This window comes from Ureibacillus thermophilus, from assembly GCF_004331915.1.
GTDB classification, from domain to species: Bacteria; Bacillota; Bacilli; order Bacillales_A; family Planococcaceae; genus Ureibacillus; species Ureibacillus thermophilus.
Genome location: NZ_CP036528.1, coordinates 2,573,898 through 2,592,719, shown reverse-complemented (window position 1 = coordinate 2,592,719; position 18,822 = coordinate 2,573,898). Strand labels below are relative to the sequence as shown.

Genomic DNA, 18,822 nt, shown 5'->3' with positions numbered 1-18,822 from the left:
TTCCGCTCCCCCTGCTCCAATTATCTCTTGTATTATATGTTTTAATTTTAAAAAAGTAACTGTAAGTAAAATAGAAGAAATGCACATGATGAAGATTGCAACTTCAAGTTGTTTTATAATTTGAGGGGGCTTATTAATTACCGCTATAAAAGGGTTGTGCCGGCTTTAGAAGCAATAAAAAAAGCGGTCAAGCATCCACCTGAATTCTTGACCGCTGAAAAGCGTTTTTCTTTCACTGTATATAAAAATCTCCGACCATGAAAGAAGGGGTGTAATAGGAGGGAGATGATTCTGAGTTTATATATTCAAAAGCTCTTGCTGTTTTTCAGTGAACTCGATTTCAAATCCCAAGTCTTCCAGCATTTTATAGTCTTGATTTGTTTCTTGCCCTTCCGTTGTCAAATAGTCGCCGACGAAAATGCTGTTTGCCGCATATAATCCGAGCGGCTGCAAAGAGCGGAGATTCACTTCGCGTCCTCCGGAAATTCGAATTTCTTTCGTTGGATTCATGTAGCGGAACAAGGCAAGGACTTTTAAGCAATAACGTGGATTTAATTCGTTTGTACCTTCCAGTTTCGTTCCTTCAATAGCATGCAAAAAGTTTACTGGAATCGAGTCGGCATCTAGTTCCCGCAAAGCACGGGCAATATCAATCACGTCTTGTTTCGTTTCTTTCATGCCAATAATGGCACCTGAGCATGGTGAAAGACCGTGCTTTTTCACGATTTCAATTGTATTCACGCGATCTTGATACGTATGGGTTGTTGTAATGAATTCATGATGTCGTTCGCTTGTATTGATATTGTGGTTGTAACGGTCCACTCCTGCTTCTTTTAACTGTTCTGCTTGTTCTTCTTTTAATATCCCTAAACAAGCACATACTTTTAAGCCGTATTTTTCCTTGATTTCTTTCACTGCTTCGCTTACGACATTGACATCTTTCCGCGTTGGACCGCGGCCACTTGCAACAATGCAATACGTGCCAATTTTATTTTCGAAAGCAATTCTAGCACCCTCTAAAATTTCTTCTTTTGTAATAAAAGGATATTTTTCAATAGGAGCAGTTGATTTTGAAGATTGGGCACAGTAGCCGCAGTCTTCTGGGCAATACCCGCTTTTTGCATTCATAATCATGTTTAGCTTTACTTTCTTACCAAAATAATGTTTACGAATAGTAAAAGCTCCATGCAATAATGGAAGAAGTTCATCATCGTCCGCGTTTAAAATCGACATCGCTTCTTCATTTGAAAGTTCTTTTCCGTCAATGACTTCCTGGGCCAAAGTTTGCCATTTCATTTCGTTACCTCCAATACATTCATCATTTTTTTGTTCAAAATAAAGTAAATTCTTTTTGCAAAAAGTCCCGTCAATATAGCCAATACAATGTCAACCCCCACCGTGCTGGCAAAGGCCATCATGAATACTTTCGATGCGCTTGTCGGCATATCAAGCCAGAAATTCAAAGCGAAGTAAACGTATGGTGCACCAATGGCGTAAATGACGAAAGTGCCGGCCAAATTCGCAACGACGAACCGCAGGCGGGAAGGCTCTTCCCCTCCACGTTCGATAATGTAGCCAATCACAAAAGCGCCCACAGCAAAACCGACCAAATATCCGAAAGTGGGCTGCAATACATAGGTAAAGCCTCCACCTTGCGTAAAGACCGGAAGTCCTGCCAAACCTACGAGGATATAAACCAATTGGCTCTGCAAGGCTCTTTTGCTGCCCAAAATGGACCCGGCCAAATAGACGATGACAATTTGCAATGTAAAGGGCACAACCGGCAGCGGTATTTTGATAAAAGCCCCGATCGCTGTCAGTGCAGCAAAAATTGACACTAATACAAGTGAAAAAACTTTCGAATTTCTCATCGAATTCCCACCCTCTTCTCTTTGAAAAATTCCACGATTTCTTGTTTTGCCGTTTCAACCATCCATTCTATTTCTTCTTCGGAAATGACATATGGCGGCATGAAATATAGGATATTGCCAAGGGGTCTGAGCAAAATCCCCTTCTTTAATGCTCTTTTATATATTTGATAGCCGATTCGCTCTTCGCTGGGGAAAGGCGTTTTCGAATTTTTATCGGCAACCAGTTCAATTGCTCCGACAAATCCGGTTTGCCGGTATTCACCGACGTATGGAAGCGAATCGAAGGCTTCGTGGGCTAGTTTGTTTAATAGATTCGCTTTGACAGATATTTTCTCTAACACTTGCTCTTCTTCAAAGATGGAAAGCACTTCCTGGGCGGCGCGCAATGCAAGCGGATTCCCGGAGTAGCTATGGGAATGCAGGAAAGCTTTCATCGTGCCGTAATCGTCATAAAAGGCGTAATAAATTTTGTTCGTCGTCAACACTGCTGAAAGGGGCAAGTAACCTCCAGTAATGCCTTTTGATAAACAGAGGAAGTCCGGAGTAATATCCGCCTGTTCACATGCAAACAATGTACCTGTTCTTCCGAAGCCGACTGCGATTTCGTCTGCAATGAGATGCACATCATACTTGTCGCATAAGGATCTCAATTTTTTCAGGAAAATTGGAGGATACATATTCATGCCTCCTGCAATTTGAATCAACGGTTCGATGATGGCGGCGGAAAGGGTGTCCGCATGTTTTTCGAATTGTTCTTCAACAAACAGTGCACAGGGAGCATCACAAGTACTTGGATCTTCTTTAAAAGGACAGCGGTAACAATTCGGTCCTTCTGCACGAACTGCATTCAAAAGAAGGGGTGCAAATACTTTGTTGTACAAGTCGACTGCTCCGACGGATAATGCTCCAAGAGTTTCTCCGTGATAGGCATTGGTAAAAGTCAAGAATCGTTGTTTATTCGGTTGTCCTGTTTGGGCTCTATATTGGAAACTCATTTTTAGCGCGACTTCGATGGCGGATGAACCGTTATCGGCGAAAAATACTTTTTCCAATCCATCGGGTGTTTTATCCACAAGCTTTTTTGCTACATGAATGGCCGGCTCATGGGTAAAGTTTGCAAAAATGACATGTTCCAATTTTTTTGCCTGATCAGCGATTGCCTTGCTGATGCGCGGATTGGCATGTCCAAACAAGTTGACCCACCAGGAAGAAACCGCATCCAAATAACGGTTTCCTTGCTTATCGTATAGCCACACTCCTTCGCCGCGCTCTATGACGATAGGAGGGAAAGTTTCATAGTCTTTCATTTGGGAGCAAGGATGCCAAATATGTTTTAGATCAAGATTCTGAAGTTCTGAGTAAATCACGCTTAATCAGCCTTTCAAAAATCATTTCTTCATCAAAACTATCAATTGTTCTATTTTCTTCAACAACGACAAAGGGTTTATCAGGAATAAAACGTTGCAAAGTTTGAATATTATTTTCTTCGATTGGACTATGTCCGAATCGGTTGATGACGATTCCAAGCACTTCAATTCCTCTTGAGTTTAGAGCTCCGAGGGATAATAATGTGTGATTGATCGTGCCGAGTTTTGGGTGTGTTACTAATACGACCGGCAGTTTCGAGCGCTGTATGATGTCCAGCAGGGTCAAAGTAGTATGGGGCTGCAGAGGCACATAAAGCCCTCCGGCACCTTCGCAAATAACAGCATCATATTCTTTCATCAATTGATTGATTTTATTGAGTATCGTTGCTCCACTGATCCATTCTCCCTCAAGTTCTGCTGCGTAATGGGGAGAGGCGGGGACAGGGAAAGAATAAGAATTGATCGATTCAGGTGACAATGGTTGCAAACTATAATTTAAGTAAGTAGTTGTATCGTAATAGTAGGTTTTATCCCCAATTTTGACCTCACCCGTCTGAACCGGCTTATAAGGAACGACTTTATATCCTGTTCTTTGCAAATAACGCATCATTAATGTTGTAATAAAGGTTTTTCCGACATCTGTGTCTGTTCCGACGACCCAAAAATGGTTCAACTTATCACCTTCTTATCTTTTGTGTCAACTAATTTAATATATAAGTTAACACAATTTATTTTTTCCGTAAACCATATTTTTAGATTTTTGGTTGAATTCAGTATATTCGAGGGGGAGAGTGAGACTATTGAATGCCTTTTGGGTAATTCTTTTGGAATAAAAATAAAATATGATTTTGATCTATAGGTATGTTAAAATTTTTTATTATGACAAAATTTGTATATTTGAAGAATGGTTTGATAGAAGTTTTCGGATGTTGATAGGAGTGTAAAAAGATGATCGGTACAATCGTCAATACCATTTGTATTCTGGTTGGAAGTATTGTGGGAAGCGTATTGAAAAAGGGAATCAAAGAGGAATACCAGTCCGCATTGTTTACGGCAATGGGTTTTGCTGCAACAGCTTTGGGCATTAATGCGGTGGTCCAAAATATGCCCAACAGTAAATACCCGGTATTATTTATCGCCAGTTTATCCATCGGTGGATTAATTGGAACGATTATTGATTTTGATGGAAGGTTTAAAAAGGTTGTTGATCGTTTTTCAAAAACGGATTTAAGCAAAGGTTTGTCTACAGCAATCTTGCTGTTTTGTATAGGCACTTTATCAATTTTAGGACCTGTGGAAAGCGCATTGCATCATAATCATACATATTTATTTACTAATGCTACTCTCGATTTAGTAACTTCGATGGCGCTCGCGGCTACTTACGGAATCGGCATTGCGTTTGCGGCGGTTGTATTGTTTTGCTGGCAAGGTTCGATTTTTTTATGCGCCAAATATATTGAGCCGTTTTTAACAAATGAGCTTATGACGGAAGTTTCGATTGTGGGAGGTATATTAATTTTAAGTTCAGGTTTGTCGATTTTAGGCATCAAAGACAATAAATCATTAAATATGTTGCCGGCTCTCTTTGTGCCAGTCCTTTGGTTTATTATTTTAGCTTTCATTAAGTAAAGAGGCCATGGGGGAAATGCTCTCTAAATAAAAAGCAGCACAAACTTTATTGGTTGTTTGTGCTGCAAAATATTTATTCTTTTATCACGCTTTTTGGAAAGGTTGCCAAGTATGGGGAATTTCCTTGTCTAAAGAAGACGAATAAATACGTGTCCTTTTCCACAATGTTTCCTTTTTTGTATTCCTCGTAGTCGATGTTGAAAGGGACGATGAGGGAGTGTTTTACTAGTTCCTTCTCATTCACTTGCATTTGGGCAAATTCTTCTCCGGCGATTTCCGGCTTTTCGCTCAACCGTTTGTTGATCGCTTTCAATTCTTCCTTTTGAATCCGTTCTTCCCACCATAGTTTTCGAGGATGGAATTGCTGTTTTGATAAGAAATCGAGTTTCATTAAACTATGGACAATTCCCAAGTTTACATTAGGCAAAGTCCGCAAAAATTCATCCAATCTTGTAAACAAGTCCTCCAGTTGATGCCCGATTCTGGACCAGCCTTTTTCTTCCCAGAACGCACCGAAGTTTTGGAAGAAATCGAATGGCGTTTCAAAAACTTCCGTCACCAAATATTCAACCGTGTCGTCCATCCGATGGGTGTTCCAATATTTTTCAAGCACATCTTCCGCCTGCTTAATGCGGATGATATCATCGAAGCTCAACACGTTATTCGATAAGATTTCATAAGGTGCAATATCCACGTATGTATACCCGAACTTTTCCGCTTCGATTCGTAAACCGGTACCTCTCAACAATTTCAGGAAACCAAGTTGCAGCTCTTCCGGGCGCATCTCGAACACATCGTTGAACGTTTTGCGGAAGCTTGCGTAATCTTCTTCCGGAAGCCCGGCGATCAAATCCAAATGCTGGTCTATTTTTCCTCCTTCTTTCACCATTGTGACCGTTCTTTTTAATTTTTCGAAGTTTTGTTTCCGTTTGACTAGTTCATTTGTTAAATCATTTGTGGATTGAACGCCGATTTCAAAACGGAAGAGTCCACCTGGTGCATTTTCATTTAAAAATTGAATGACTTCCGGACGCATGATGTCTGCCGTAATCTCAAACTGGAACACCACGCCGGGTACATGTTCATCAATCAAAAATTGGAACATATCCATTGCATAGCGGCGGCTGATGTTAAACGTGCGGTCAACGAACTTGATGGTTTTTGCACCATTGGCCATTAAATAACGAATGTCGTCTTTAATTTTTTCTCTGTCAAAATAACGAACACCCACTTCAATAGATGATAAGCAAAATTGGCAGCTGAATGGGCATCCGCGGCTCGTTTCAATATATTGGATCCGGTTTGAAATGGAATCCCGGTCTTCCTCAAAACGGAAAGGGCTCGGCATTTCCCGCAAGTCGATTTTTTTCGGTTGTGGATGGATGTTCATCTTGCCGTCCTTCAAGTATGCAATGCCTGGCACTTCTTCCAATGGGATTTCTTCATGTAAAAATTTAAGCAATTGTTTAAAGGAATATTCTCCTTCCCCCATAATGATGAAATCCACAAGCCCTTCTAATCGGCGAAGCCAATAAGGGACATCGTAAGAAACTTCAGGGCCGCCTAAAACAATTTTCGTTTTAGGACTCACGGCTTTCAGCATTTGAATGACTTTAATCGTTTCTTCGATGTTCCAAATATAGCAGCTAAAACCTACTACATCCGGTTTTCGCTGATAAAGTTCTGTCACGATATTCAACGTCGGCTCTTTTATTGTAAACTCGACAATTGCCGGATCAAACTCCGGTCTGGCATAGGCCTTTAAATAACGGATAGCCAAGTTTGTATGAATGTATTTGGCATTCAATGTTGTGAGAATAATAATCATGAGTCGAACTCCTTTAAAAACTATTTCAAATATCACATCTATTATACACGGATAATGGGCGACAATCTTATAAAGTTACTTAATAAATGATATTCACTAGATGTTGTTCAACATAAGACGAATCTTTTAAAGATGAAATATACAGTCTCATTTCAATATCATTTTTAAATTCAGGAAAATCTACGCCCTCTTTTTGTTGAATCATTAATTTTGCATTTGCCGCTTTGTGAGGCAAAATCTCTTGTTCTAATTGATAGATGCTTTCATCTATCATCCGATCATCGACAGATAATTGTTCGGCTTTGATTTTATGGAATCTTCTCGTTTATTTAAAATGTCAAAAGTAATCGTGACTGTTGAATTTGATTTGTTCATATTTCATGCCGTCATTTTTATATTTTCGTTATCCACAACGAGCTGCTGAATGGTTTTCTCTTCTTTTTAATTATCAGGCGTACTAAGTTTGTTTCGGAAGGAACACTGCAAGCGCTGAGGATGAGGATAACATCCGATGTATTTTATAAGCATCTCCTTTAATCATGATGAAATAGCAGGAAATACATTAAATATTAGTATGAAAATCTCTTATTCAATCTATACAGGATGGAATATTTTAGAGAATAAAGGTGGGGGGTGTAAAAATGCATGAAATTTTCACACTGTTCTGTAGTATAATTGAATAAAATGGAAGTGGAGAAATAATCCTTCTCTATGTATGGATTAGAGGTGTACAAATGGATAAAGTATTTGCCATTGGAGATATACATGGAAGTTATCATTTGCTGAACAAAATATTGGATTATTGGAACCCAGAGGAAGAACTTCTCGTTTTTTTAGGTGACTACATAGACCGCGGAAATGAGAGTTTGCAAGTTTTGCGGAAAGTGATGGAACTTTCGGAAGCGCATAAGGTGATTACGTTAAGCGGAAATCATGAACAATTATTTTTGAACTGGCTAAAAAAACCAAAAGTGATGACTGATTTTTATTTTGCTCCTAAAGTCGGCGGATTAAGCACCATCCAAAGTTTTCTTTCTGCACTGCCTCAACAGCCTTCTTTAGATGATTTAAGTGCTGAAGAAATAGTTGACATCATTAAAACCAATTTTGCGGATGAATTGGAATTTTTAAAAAATCTCCGTTTGTATTATTACTGGAAGCCTTATGTGTTTGTACATGCAGGAATCAATGCAGAAGTGGAAGATTTTTTAGAAACAGGTGCTGATGATTTTCTTTGGATTCGCGAAGAATTTACAAAAGTGCCTCACAAAGCGGAGGAAATTATCGTCTTTGGCCATACACCTACCATTTTTTTAAATGAAGATGGTTCAAGCAAAGTTTGGGTTTCCCCTTGCCGCAAAAAAATCGGCATTGATGGCGGCGGCGATATTTATAAAGGCGGAAAAATTCATGGAGTTCGTTTACATAAACATTCTCCACAAGTTGAAGTGTATTCGGCAAATGGGGAAGAGATTGTCACCAATCAATTTTCTTTATAGACGATGTTTCCCTACAGGATTCACCTATTTGCGAATCCTGTTTTGAACAATATTGAGATTCTTTTTCAAATTGAAACGAGAAATGGTAGGAATGACTTCGACTGCTGGATAGCTATAATAAGATGAATGGATATTTAATTTGGAAGTGGTGAAGTGGATGAGTACAATCAATGCATTGCTTCAAATACTGTTTGTTTCAATTATTATCTTTTTTATTAGCGGAAGGCTTATTGGTTCCAACGTAAATTTATTTCGAAGAGTACTGTCTGTCATTATCAGTGTCTCATTCACTACCTTCGTTTTTTGGTATACGTATGTACGGGAACATCCGCACTATGGAGACGAGGGTGGCGTCGTAAGTGTTGCTACCTTATTATGGATTGGCAGCATGCTATTGATTTCCATGCTGATTTATTTATTTTTTGAGCTTTTTGACCCGATTGCGCTGGATGAAAACTCAGGGCGGTATTCAGAGAAAAAATCGATTTTTCGAAAAGCCATCAATTATTGGCGTTATCAAAAACGGTTGCGGGCGGTTGTTAAAGCAGCTGTTACGAATGGAATTACAAGAACCGTTAAATATGCCAGAAACCGGGATACAGACAGGCATCTCGCCATTGCTTTAAGGGCCACCCTTGAAGAGAGCGGTGGTATTTTTATTAAATTTGGACAAGTCTTATCCACACGGAAAGAATTATTTTCACCAGTTTTTATTGAGGAATTAAAAAAGTTGCAGCAAAAAGTGTCTCCGATGCCAATAGAGGAAGTCCATAGGGTGTTAAAAGAAAATTATCCTCAAGGGATGGATGAGGTGTTTTCTTTTTTTGAAGAGAAACCGCTGGCTGCTGCTTCCATCGGTCAAGTGCATCGAGCAGTCTTAAAAAATACTCATGAAGAAGTGGTCGTCAAAATTTTGCGGCCCCAAGTAAAAACTATCATGCGCGAAGATTTAAATATATTATTGGATTTTGCTGATTGGATTACAGCCAAATCTCAATGGGCGGAAAGTTTGGGATTTAAAGCGTTGGCACAAGGGTTTGCCAATTCCATGAAAGAAGAAACGGACTTTTCTATAGAAGCCCGCAATATGATTCAAATCCGAAATATATTGAAGCAAAGTAAATTGGGTGTAAAAATTCCAAAGGTTTATGAGGAATATAGCAATGAGAATATTTTAGTGATGGAATATGTAAAGGGTGTCAGCATTGCGGAATTAGACAAATATGATTTTTCGGTATATATTGACAGGCATGAAGTGGCAAGAAAACTCATTGATTCCTATTTAGAACAAGCTATGGTTTCAGGAATATTTCATGCCGACCCGCACCCTGGAAATATTGCGGTAAATCCGGAAACAGGAGAGCTCATTCTACTTGATTTTGGGGCAGTTTGCCGGTTATCAGGACAGCAGTTGGAGGGGCTCAAACTATTTTTCATCGGCATTCAGCAGTCGGACCCTGCCATTTTATATGACGCCATTTCCTTATTAATCAAAAATAAAGATGAAATTGACCGGCAAGAATTAGAGCAAGCCATTGGACAAATTTTATTAAAAATTTCTTATGTGAATAAAGTTCCAACAGATGAAATCATATATTCAATTTTTACAGTGATTCGGGAATCGGGATTGCAATTTTATTCGCCGGTGAGTCTTGCATTGCGTGTGATTGTGACTTTAGATGGCACATTAAATTTAATTGATTCTAGCATCAATATTTTTGAAGAAGCAAAAGAATTCATGAATCAATTTCTGAAAGCTTCCATCAGAAAACCGATTCAAGAGCCGGTAGAAACAATGCAAAAAGTACAGGAAGAATTGGCGCTGTTAATCCCGAACTTGCGGAAAATTCCGAGACGGTTTGATCAATTCATACGGAAAATAGAAGATGGAAAAGTCATTTTGCATCATGACATTTTCTCGGATAAAACAAATGCTAAATTCGTTACGCAGTTGTTTTCAAAATTCGTTTTATTAATGGTGGGCATTACTTTTGGATTTATTTCCACAGCCCTTCTTGCTATATCCCAATTTATCGAAACAGCCTATGCCATTTATTTAAACACCGCTGCGTATCTCGGATTGTTTTTATGTGCGATTTTGCTTGTTCGTTTATCTATTCAAGCCATTCGGGATATGAAGCGGAGAGATTAAAGAAAGCACTTTCCCCTTATTATAGAGGGAAGGTGCTTTTTTTTTGATAGGGATTCCAATTACAGAATGCCTGTCTTTTGTTATAATGGTTTGGAAGAAAGTGAGGAACGATGTAATGAAACATCAACCACATATATTAGTGATTGACGGAATGGCTCTTTTATTCCGTTCTTTTTATGCCACAAGCGTGATGGGCCATTATCAATATTTGCCGGATGGAAGACCTACAAATGGCGTGCAAGGATTTGCAAGGCATGTATTGACTGCCCAATCCATTGTGAAGCCGAGTCATCTTGTCATTTGTTGGGATATGGGAACGCATACTTTCCGCAATGAGCTGTTTGACGGATATAAAGCCAATCGAACTAATCCCCCGGAAGAATTAATTCCGCAGTTTGACATGGCAATGGAAGTGGCTGAATGGATTGGCTGGAAAAATATTGGAGAAGCGGGAATGGAAGCGGATGATTGCATCGGCTCCATCGTCGAGAAATGGAAGGAAGAAGCGAATATCACGATCATCAGCGGAGATAAAGATTTATTGCAATTGTTGAATCCGGCGACGGAAATTGCTTTTACGAAAAAAGGATATTCCGAGTATGATGTGTATACAATGGAACGGTTTAAAGAGGAATATGCCATCGACCCCCATCAATTTGTGGACGTTAAGGCGTTCATGGGCGATGCAAGCGACGGATATCCTGGGGTGAAAGGCATCGGACCAAAAACAGCGCTGCAGCTCATTCAAAAATATGGTTCTGTTGATGGAGTACTGCGGCATTTAGATGAATTAAAACCGAGCCAGCGAAACAAAATTGCGGAGAATATGGAAATGTTAAAATTGTCCTATCAATTAGCTTCCATTCAACGAAATGTTGCAATCAATGCTACTTTAGAAGAATTCATTGTACCGACATACTCATCAGCCGCTTTCGATGAGTTGGCAAAGAAGGGTTTCACGTCAATTGCGAAACATGCATATTCCTTATTTTCATAAATTATACAATGCTGTTTAGAAAGAAAACGAAGCGGCATTTTTTATGTTTTCAAATATAGGATTGGCAAAGGCAGTCCAAAAAGTTTAAAACTTTCAGGACTGCCTCACCTCTAATAGTAAAATTATTTTAAAATCTTTGCTCCTGCGGTGGTCACATTAAACGCTTCTCCTCGTGCAAATGAATCGTCTCAAAATGGCTTTTCAAATGCCCCATTCACTGTTCCTCGGCTCAATTTTTACGAAACTTAGCACCTTGTAGTTTTTTCCATATGGAACTTTTCGAATTTGGCTTTCTCGGTTGATTCCCCCATTATCATGAACGATTAAAAAAAGCTCCCCATCTAAAATTTCATACCCAATCAACGGAACCCAATGATATTTAAAAGTTGGCTTTGTTTTCCAGTGGAAAGTGAAGTATTTATCAAATTTTGCTGCAACGGGCCGGCCTTCATCAATTTGTTTCAATGCTTGCTTTAAGGAGCATTTTTTTACAATATAGTCCGTCCCTAAATAGTGCTGCAAATTTTTTATGAGCTTCCAACGAAACAACCCGATTTTTGTAGTTCCTAAAAGTCTATAAAGGGTATTGACATCCTTGGCGATGTCTTGTCCAAATAAATACTTTAATATGACGTAGATTGTAGTTGGACCACAGGCGGAATTCCGGTAGGGCGGTTGAATTCCATCATCATATTGAGAAAAGCCTTGCAGCTGAATCAACTTTTTCATAATAATCACCCATTCAATTTTATCAAATAATTGTAGAACATTGGCGTAGAATTAGTATAAAAATCCTATTTACACCAATAGGTTGAATAAGATTTAATATGGTGTAATATACTTAATTTTCAGAATATTTATTTCCGAGGAAATTTTTGTCGAAAATTTGCAATCACATATTCTTAGGGGAGGGAACGATGTGATTCAAGTTAATTATGACACCCATAGAGTTCACAAAATTAATATTGTTTTGACTATGATTTTAGTTTTTTTAATTTGTGGGCCTCATGTCATAGAAAAGGGGTTTCAAGGAAGCAAATTATATGTTTATGCAGGAGTTGTAATCTTCCTAGTATCAATACTTATGTATTTTCTGCCCATTAACAAATATGTAAAGGGTTTATTAATTTCATTAATTCCGAGTATTATAATTATTACACTCTTTTTAATGGATGGTTTTACTTTAGGGAAACATTATATCATTATCCTTTCGATTGCAATGGTTACTCTCTATTTCAAAAAAGAGTTGATTTTGGCATTAGGCGCATTTTTGGACATCGCTTATCTTGGCATCTATTTCTTTTATCCTGAAAAATTGATAGGGACGAACAACAATTTTGTCGTGATCTTTTTTGTAATGAATGCTATGGTGATTTTGCTATACTTATTGACTCGATGGGGCAGACAGCTGCTTGAAGATGCCTATCAAAAAGAGTTTGAAGCAAATGAGCTTGTAAAGAAATTAAAAGAAACTTTCTCTTCCGTAGAATCGGCTACCGATTTATTGGACGAGCATCTTACAAAGTTTCGCGGTGAAATTGACAGCATTTATAAATCCAGCAAAGATATTGTTCAATCAGCGGAACAAATGGGCTCTGGAATTCAAGGAGAAGCAAATAGCGTAATGATCATCAATGATTCGATGACCCAGTCAGTTGAAAGAATGGATGAAATTGTTTCAGTCTCTGAAGAAATAATGAAAAAATCGGAAAATATGAACCAAAAAGTGCAGGAAGGCTGGAATAAAATTAATCAAGTAACAGATTACATGGATTCGGTAGGAACGACAATCAGCAATACGAAAATTACGGTTTCTGATTTGCAAGAGAGCTTGGAGCAAGTGAACGCGCTCTTAGTTAGTATTCGAGATATTGCTGACCAGACAAATTTATTGGCGCTGAATGCGGCCATTGAATCAGCCCGAGCCGGAGAGCATGGCAAAGGCTTTGCCATTGTTGCCGAAGAGGTAAGAAAACTGGCAGAACAAAGCGCACAAATTACGAAAAATATTCAAATCGTTACAAAAGAGCTATTCAACAAATCGAAAGAAGCGCAGGAAAAATCAACTCAGGGCGAGACAGCGATAACAGAGGGAAGAAGGCTCCTAAATGATATTGCTATCTTTTTTGATGAAATCAAAAATACTTATTCAGAAATCTATGAAGCATTAATCATGGAAAAGTCGGAAATTGAACGGGCCAAAGATAATTTCTTTGTTATTCAAAATCAAATCGAAAACGTTTCCGCTATTTCGCAGGAAAATGCCGCCGTTACAGAAGAAATTATATCCACTTTAGAAAATGAACATGAATTGATCGCTTCCATCAATCAATCCATTATTGAGATTAATGAATTAAGCAAAAAATTGAGAGAAATGACAAAAAGCTGAGAGAAAGGGGGCGTCTGAAAAGTCATTTCAAGACGCCCCCTTTGTGGCTGTCGCTAGAGTTTTTGCCGCAGAATTGCGACGAGGAGGCGCGTTTTGTGACCACCGCAGGGAAAGTTTTTAAGAGAATATTACTAGAAGAAGTAAGGCTGTTTCCGAAAGTGTTCGACTTTCTGGACAGCCTCTTTTTTGTTTTATGCTAGATTTCTTTTTTCATATTTCAACCCGCTTCCAAGGCAAAGGGCTCCAATGAAAATAACAAACGTAGCGCCCATGAGCGAGTAATGATGGCTGTTTGTGATTGCTGCAAGCACTCCGGCAATGCTGGGCCCAATCATTTGCCCCAATGCATAGCTGGCAGTTAAAAAGCCGAGAATGCGGTGGCTGTTGACTGGCAATATTTGTCTTCCAAGGGATGTGGCAATTGTCGTGATTCCCATAAAAGTTGCCCCAAATAGAAAGGCACTAGCGTAAAGGGATAAAGCATTTTCCGAAAGAACTGGGAAAAATACTCCAATTCCTTGGAGAACCATAGCACAAATGAGTGCAAGAACATATCCTGCTTTTTTCGCAAAGGTAGACCAAAGGATGCAGGAAGGAATAGCAGCAAGTCCAGCAACAATCCAAACCGTGGCAGAATCATATAAAAAAGACTTTGATTCATCGGCAATGGCCACGATAAAGGTGCCTGTAATGATATAGCCAAGCCCTTCCAATCCATAAGCGATGATGAGCCACTTAATCCAGCTGGATGGAGGATGTTGAAAAGATGGAGAAGTACTGCTGGATTCCGTCTTGGCAATTGTTTTTTGATCATTGACCCATAATAGAATAAAAATGAATAGTGCCAGACATAAAAGGGCAAGACCGATCCAAGTTCCCTGCCATTCAAAGGCTTTATGCAATGGAGAAACAATGATGCCGCTTAAAGCAATGCCGACTCCAACACCGCTATAAAAAATTCCGGATAAATGGCTTTTGTCCCCCTTTGCTAAGACGTCCAGTACAATGCTTGATGCGAGGACGAAAATAAAGGCGCTCGCGACACCAGAGATAAACCGGATGATGTACCAAATGAAAATGTTGCTGGAAAGCCCCATCATGGCAGTAGTCAAAATACTGAAAAGAAGTGAGATTCGTAAGTATAATGTTTTTTTATTTTGCAAATCCATTTTCCCTGCAAGGACAGCGCCAACAAAATAGCCAAAATAATTGCTTGTTGCCAAAAATCCTGCAGTGGAACTTGAAAATTTTTCAGCTGATTGCATATAAGGCAAAATAACCGTATAGGAAAATCGCCCAATTCCCATGGCAATGGCTAATGAAAATATACCCCCCAATAAAATCGTGAACAAATTTTTCTGCAAAATTCCACCCCCTCCTATTAATCTACCAATTTTCGATAAATTAAGAAAATGAAAAATTTTATATGAACAAATGAAGGAATGCCAACTAGCTATGGCGAAAAAGTATTTCAAGATTTATCGAAAGAGTGAAAGTTCTATCAATCTGGAAAATGTAAGAAATTACTTCATATAATGATTGAAAACGCTGATATTGGTGGGAGGATGACTGGTGGATAAAGTATGGTCTTATGGTTGGAAAATTCTTTGGGTCATTGGGCTTTTCATTTTATTGATCATCAGCTTTGATTTGAAACAGCAAATTGAAGAGAGCATCAACTATCGGATAGAAGGATATTTTTGGTACATTTTTTTCATTCGTTTTTTATTGGGGATTTATTTATCTTTCATTTGCATTAAGCAATGGAAAATCCATTTCAACTATCCAATGTTGATCGGCGCATTTCTTCCGTGCTTAATTATATCGCTCGTACTGCCTGTATCATCCATAACAACGGGTGCGGTGCCCTTTGGAAATTGGATTGCGAAAGTTCACTCGACTGGCTTAACGGAAATAGCAGCGGGGGTTACATTGATGCTTGGCATATTTCATGGAACAAAAAAAGAAAAAAATTGGTTATGAAATGAAGGACATAACTTTTAGAGAAAAAGTTATGTCCAAAATTTTACTTATTAAATGTTTTGAGCATCTAGAAATTGCGTTACATCATCCGGAGTTTTGGCGTTGGCGCTATGTAAATGCTCAAGCTTTTCCCCATTTTTGTAAATTAATAAACTTGGAATTCCGAGCACTTGATATTTTTCAGCAAGTTCAGGAAAGTTGTCCCGGTTGATTTCATACCATTCGTATTGGTTATATTTTTCGATGATTGGATCGATGAACATATTCATGCGTGTGCAGTCAGGGCACCATGTCGCATAAAATTTGACGATGACAGGCTCGTTTTTGCTAATGATTTCATTAAATTGTTCAACAGACGTAATTTCTTTCATTTTTTTCGCCTCCTTATGTAGTAGTTTACACATTTTGGTGAAACTCGGAAAGAAATTTGCGCTGAACGAAGGCGTCAAACTATTAAAATATCAATAAATTTTTCGAAAATTAAAATAAAAGGATTGCGAAATTTTGAAAAATCATCTACACTAAAAACAGGAATTGCTGCTTTATGTATTTTTTTTGAAGCCGAAATGAATAGTCATTCATTTTCATGAAAAAGAATCATCATTTTTCACTGCTGAATAAACTAAATATAGAGCAAAGGGGTATAGGAGTATAAAATGAATGATTGTTCATTCAAAAATAGAAAAGGGGGAATTGGTTGTGACGTACAAGATTGAAAAAGTAGCAGTTATTGGATCAGGGGTAATGGGATCCGGCATTGCAGCCCATTTAGTAAATATCGGCATACCAACATATATGTTAGATATTGTTCCAAGAGAACTGACAAAAGAGGAAGAAGAAAAAGGTTTAACCCTTGAACATCCAGCGGTGAGAAACCGAATCGTCAACAACGCTGTTCAAAAATTGCTGAAACAAAAACCAGCGCCGCTTACATCTCCAAAAAATTTGGCGCTTTTAACAGTTGGAAATTTGGAAGATGATTTAGACAAGCTCAAAGAAGTGGATTGGATTATTGAAGTTGTTGTTGAAAATCTTGAAGTGAAACGAAACTTGTTTGAAAAAATTGAAAAAGTAAGAAAGCCTGGTACAATCGTCAGCTCCAACACTTCAGGAATCAGTGTAAACAAAATGGTGGAAGGACGTTCTGAAGAATTTAAAAAGCATTTCTTAGGAACGCACTTCTTTAATCCGCCACGCTATTTGAAATTGCTTGAAATCATTCCTGCGGAGGATACATTGCCAGAAGTATTGTCCTATATGAAAACCTTTGCAGAAGATGTTCTTGGCAAAGGCGTAGTAGTTGGTAAAGATACACCAAACTTCGTGGCAAACCGCATCGGAACATATGGATTGCAAATTACGCTTCATGAAATGTTAAAACGCGGCTATTCTGTCGGCGAAGTGGACTCTGTAACTGGGCCATTAATCGGAAGACCAAAATCCGCTACTTTCCGCACTCTAGATGTAGTAGGTTTGGATACGTATATTCATGTGGCGAAAACAGTGTATGACCAAACAACAGGCGAAGAGCAAAAAATATTCGAAGTTCCAGAAGTTGTCCATAAATTAGTGGAGCAAGGCGCCCTTGGAGCAAAATCCGGCCAAGGCTTTTATATGAAAAAAGGTAAAGAGATTTACGAAATTGATCCAAATACAATGGAATATGTGCCTCAAAAGAAATTAAAAGCTCCATCTATAGAACTTGCAAAACAAGCAAAAGGCTTGGATAACCGTTTAAAAACTTTAGTATTTGCAAATGACCGCGCAGGAGAGCTATTATGGAACATCTTTGCTCCAACATTGATTTACTCTGCTGAACTCAACGGCGTTATCGCTGACAATCTTGTGGAAATTGATAATGCCATGAAATGGGGATTCGGCTGGAGTCAAGGTCCTTTTGAAATGTGGGATGCAATCGGCGTAGAAAAATCAGTAAAACGAATGGAAGAAGAAGGGCGTACGATTCCTGCATTCGTGAAGAAATTATTGGAGAAAGGCTATGATTCTTTCTACAAAGAAATCGATGGGCAGTTGGCGTTCTTTAATGGAGAAGATTATGAAGTAATTCCTGTTAATGAAAAGGCTATCGATTTAAAGCGCTATAAGAAAAAACACGGCGTCTTAAAATCTAACCCTGGCGCGAGCTTAATTGATATCGGCGACGGCATTTTGCTTCTTGAGTTCCATTCAAAATCCAATGCCATTGGACTTGATATTATTCAAATGCTCAACTATGCCATCGATGTAGTGGAAGCTGAATACAAAGGGCTTGTCATCGGCAACCAAGGCAAAAACTTCTGCGTTGGGGCCAACCTTGGCATGATTTTAATGGAAGCACAAGATGACAACATTTTTGAAATTGATTATGTCGTACGGGCATTCCAAAAAACGATGCGCCGCATTAAATACTCGAAAAAACCGGTTGTTGCAGCACCATTTGGCATGACGCTTGGCGGAGGAGCGGAAGTGTGCTTGCCTGCAGCCCGCATTCAAGCTTCTACGGAAACATATATGGGGCTTGTGGAAGTAGGCGTTGGACTCATTCCAGGCGGCGGCGGAAATCTAGCACTCTATGAGAAAACTTTAGAGAATCTTCCAAATGGGGTAGACATTGATTTACAAGCGGTTGCCAATAAAGTGTTTGAAACAATCGCGATGGCGAAAGTTTCTACTTCCGCTGAAGAAGCTCGTGAAAACAACTTCTTAGGCAAACAGGATGGCATTTCTGTAAATCCTGACCACTTGATTTACGATGCAAAACAAGTGGCACTTCAATTATATGAATCTGGCTACAAACCACCTGTGAAGAAGAAAATCAAAGTGGTAGGAGCTCCCGGTTATGCAACGCTTCTACTCGCAGCTCAAAATATGTACACTAGCGGCTACATTTCCGAACATGATTTAAAAATTGCGAAAAAACTTGCTTATGTCATTGCAGGAGGCCTTGTGCCATATGGAACAGAAGTGCCGGAAGAATATCTGTTAAATCTGGAGCGCCAAGCATTCTTAGAACTTGTGGCTGATCAAAAATCACAACAACGCATGCAACATATGCTCGTAACTGGAAAACCGTTGCGCAATTAATATAGACGAACAAAGGGGGAGTT

The 18,822-nt window shown here is 38.9% G+C and carries 16 protein-coding genes; 7 read left to right on the top strand and 9 right to left on the bottom strand.

The features are described 5' to 3' along the window. Positions 1 to 297 precede the first annotated feature (297 nt). From bioB to bioD, 4 genes are read right to left on the bottom strand one after another with little or no spacing between them, the layout of a single operon-like run. Entirely contained in the window at positions 298 to 1,296 is a 999-nt protein-coding gene (bioB, locus tag DKZ56_RS12945) for a biotin synthase BioB (RefSeq protein WP_208650359.1), read from the bottom strand. Then, positions 1,293 to 1,871 (bottom strand): biotin transporter BioY, encoded by a 579-nt coding sequence (locus DKZ56_RS12940; RefSeq protein ID WP_208650358.1) that lies wholly within the window; start codon positions 1,869 to 1,871, stop codon positions 1,293 to 1,295. The genes bioB and DKZ56_RS12940 overlap by 4 nt, the downstream gene beginning before the upstream one ends. Continuing rightward, positions 1,868 to 3,238 (bottom strand): adenosylmethionine--8-amino-7-oxononanoate transaminase, encoded by a 1,371-nt coding sequence (gene bioA / locus DKZ56_RS12935; RefSeq protein ID WP_208650357.1) that lies wholly within the window; start codon positions 3,236 to 3,238, stop codon positions 1,868 to 1,870. The genes DKZ56_RS12940 and bioA overlap by 4 nt, the downstream gene beginning before the upstream one ends. Further along, positions 3,210 to 3,911: a dethiobiotin synthase gene (gene bioD, locus DKZ56_RS12930; protein ID WP_208650356.1), complete on the bottom strand. Its 702-nt coding sequence runs from the start codon at positions 3,909 to 3,911 to the stop codon at positions 3,210 to 3,212. The genes bioA and bioD overlap by 29 nt, the downstream gene beginning before the upstream one ends. Positions 3,912 to 4,186: 275 nt before the next feature. Here bioD and DKZ56_RS12925 point away from each other — a divergent pair, with 275 nt between their 5' ends. Next, positions 4,187 to 4,867: a DUF554 domain-containing protein gene (locus tag DKZ56_RS12925; protein ID WP_208650355.1), complete on the top strand. Its 681-nt coding sequence runs from the start codon at positions 4,187 to 4,189 to the stop codon at positions 4,865 to 4,867. A 73-nt stretch (positions 4,868 to 4,940) separates the two neighbouring features. On the opposite strand, the gene DKZ56_RS12920 is transcribed toward DKZ56_RS12925, so the two are convergent. Next, the gene (locus tag DKZ56_RS12920; RefSeq protein ID WP_208650354.1) at positions 4,941 to 6,695 is read right to left on the bottom strand and encodes a B12-binding domain-containing radical SAM protein; all 1,755 of its coding nucleotides are present in this window, start codon (positions 6,693 to 6,695) and stop codon (positions 4,941 to 4,943) included. A 79-nt stretch (positions 6,696 to 6,774) separates the two neighbouring features. Further along, positions 6,775 to 6,969 (bottom strand): hypothetical protein, encoded by a 195-nt coding sequence (locus DKZ56_RS12915; RefSeq protein ID WP_208650353.1) that lies wholly within the window; start codon positions 6,967 to 6,969, stop codon positions 6,775 to 6,777. A gap of 460 nt (positions 6,970 to 7,429) precedes the next feature. Between DKZ56_RS12915 and DKZ56_RS12910 the strand changes: the two genes are divergently transcribed. From DKZ56_RS12910 to DKZ56_RS12900, 3 genes are all read left to right on the top strand, one after another. Continuing rightward, complete coding sequence (locus DKZ56_RS12910; RefSeq protein ID WP_208650352.1) at positions 7,430 to 8,194, top strand: metallophosphoesterase; 765 nt, start codon at positions 7,430 to 7,432, stop codon at positions 8,192 to 8,194. 157 nt (positions 8,195 to 8,351) lie between these two features. Further along, a complete protein-coding gene (locus DKZ56_RS12905) occupies positions 8,352 to 10,346 on the top strand; it encodes an ABC1 kinase family protein (RefSeq protein WP_208650351.1) in 1,995 nt (664 codons plus the stop codon). Positions 10,347 to 10,461: 115 nt separating this feature from the next. Beyond that, positions 10,462 to 11,343, top strand: coding sequence for a 5'-3' exonuclease (locus tag DKZ56_RS12900; RefSeq protein WP_208650350.1), 882 nt, complete (start codon positions 10,462 to 10,464; stop codon positions 11,341 to 11,343). 201 nt (positions 11,344 to 11,544) lie between these two features. Here the strand turns inward: DKZ56_RS12900 and DKZ56_RS12895 are convergent, their stop codons facing one another. Then, positions 11,545 to 12,072, bottom strand: coding sequence for a C39 family peptidase (locus DKZ56_RS12895; RefSeq protein WP_208650349.1), 528 nt, complete (start codon positions 12,070 to 12,072; stop codon positions 11,545 to 11,547). 190 nt (positions 12,073 to 12,262) lie between these two features. On the opposite strand from DKZ56_RS12895, the gene DKZ56_RS12890 reads away from it, so the two are divergent. Continuing rightward, positions 12,263 to 13,732 carry a methyl-accepting chemotaxis protein gene (locus tag DKZ56_RS12890; protein ID WP_208650348.1) on the top strand — a complete coding sequence of 490 codons (1,470 nt, stop codon included), beginning with the start codon at positions 12,263 to 12,265 and terminating at the stop codon, positions 13,730 to 13,732. Positions 13,733 to 13,923: 191 nt separating this feature from the next. Here DKZ56_RS12890 and DKZ56_RS12885 read toward each other — a convergent pair whose 3' ends face one another. After that, positions 13,924 to 15,096 (bottom strand): YbfB/YjiJ family MFS transporter, encoded by a 1,173-nt coding sequence (locus DKZ56_RS12885; RefSeq protein ID WP_208650347.1) that lies wholly within the window; start codon positions 15,094 to 15,096, stop codon positions 13,924 to 13,926. A gap of 208 nt (positions 15,097 to 15,304) precedes the next feature. Between DKZ56_RS12885 and DKZ56_RS12880 the strand changes: the two genes are divergently transcribed. Next, positions 15,305 to 15,715 carry a hypothetical protein gene (locus DKZ56_RS12880; protein WP_208650346.1) on the top strand — a complete coding sequence of 137 codons (411 nt, stop codon included), beginning with the start codon at positions 15,305 to 15,307 and terminating at the stop codon, positions 15,713 to 15,715. 50 nt (positions 15,716 to 15,765) lie between these two features. On the opposite strand, the gene DKZ56_RS12875 is transcribed toward DKZ56_RS12880, so the two are convergent. Further along, on the bottom strand, positions 15,766 to 16,086 hold the full coding sequence (locus DKZ56_RS12875) for a thioredoxin family protein (RefSeq protein ID WP_208650345.1): 321 nt from the start codon (positions 16,084 to 16,086) through the stop codon (positions 15,766 to 15,768). A gap of 289 nt (positions 16,087 to 16,375) precedes the next feature. Between DKZ56_RS12875 and DKZ56_RS12870 the strand changes: the two genes are divergently transcribed. Then, on the top strand, positions 16,376 to 18,799 hold the full coding sequence (locus DKZ56_RS12870) for a 3-hydroxyacyl-CoA dehydrogenase/enoyl-CoA hydratase family protein (protein ID WP_484421933.1): 2,424 nt from the start codon (positions 16,376 to 16,378) through the stop codon (positions 18,797 to 18,799). The last annotated feature ends 23 nt before the right edge of the window (positions 18,800 to 18,822 follow it).

Excerpts from the sequence above, each read along its gene's own strand:
- bioB (WP_208650359.1), bottom strand. The coding sequence starts at position 1,296 with ATGAAATGGCAAACTTTGGCCCAGGAAGTCATTGACGGAAAAGAACTT.
- DKZ56_RS12940 (WP_208650358.1), bottom strand. The coding sequence starts at position 1,871 with ATGAGAAATTCGAAAGTTTTTTCACTTGTATTAGTGTCAATTTTTGCT.
- DKZ56_RS12925 (WP_208650355.1), top strand. The coding sequence starts at position 4,187 with ATGATCGGTACAATCGTCAATACCATTTGTATTCTGGTTGGAAGTATT.
- DKZ56_RS12920 (WP_208650354.1), bottom strand. The coding sequence starts at position 6,695 with ATGATTATTATTCTCACAACATTGAATGCCAAATACATTCATACAAAC.
- DKZ56_RS12915 (WP_208650353.1), bottom strand. The coding sequence starts at position 6,969 with ATGATAGATGAAAGCATCTATCAATTAGAACAAGAGATTTTGCCTCAC.
- DKZ56_RS12910 (WP_208650352.1), top strand. The coding sequence starts at position 7,430 with ATGGATAAAGTATTTGCCATTGGAGATATACATGGAAGTTATCATTTG.
- DKZ56_RS12905 (WP_208650351.1), top strand. The coding sequence starts at position 8,352 with ATGAGTACAATCAATGCATTGCTTCAAATACTGTTTGTTTCAATTATT.
- DKZ56_RS12900 (WP_208650350.1), top strand. The coding sequence starts at position 10,462 with ATGAAACATCAACCACATATATTAGTGATTGACGGAATGGCTCTTTTA.
- DKZ56_RS12895 (WP_208650349.1), bottom strand. The coding sequence starts at position 12,072 with ATGAAAAAGTTGATTCAGCTGCAAGGCTTTTCTCAATATGATGATGGA.
- DKZ56_RS12875 (WP_208650345.1), bottom strand. The coding sequence starts at position 16,086 with ATGAAAGAAATTACGTCTGTTGAACAATTTAATGAAATCATTAGCAAA.
- DKZ56_RS12870 (WP_484421933.1), top strand. The coding sequence starts at position 16,376 with ATGATTGTTCATTCAAAAATAGAAAAGGGGGAATTGGTTGTGACGTAC.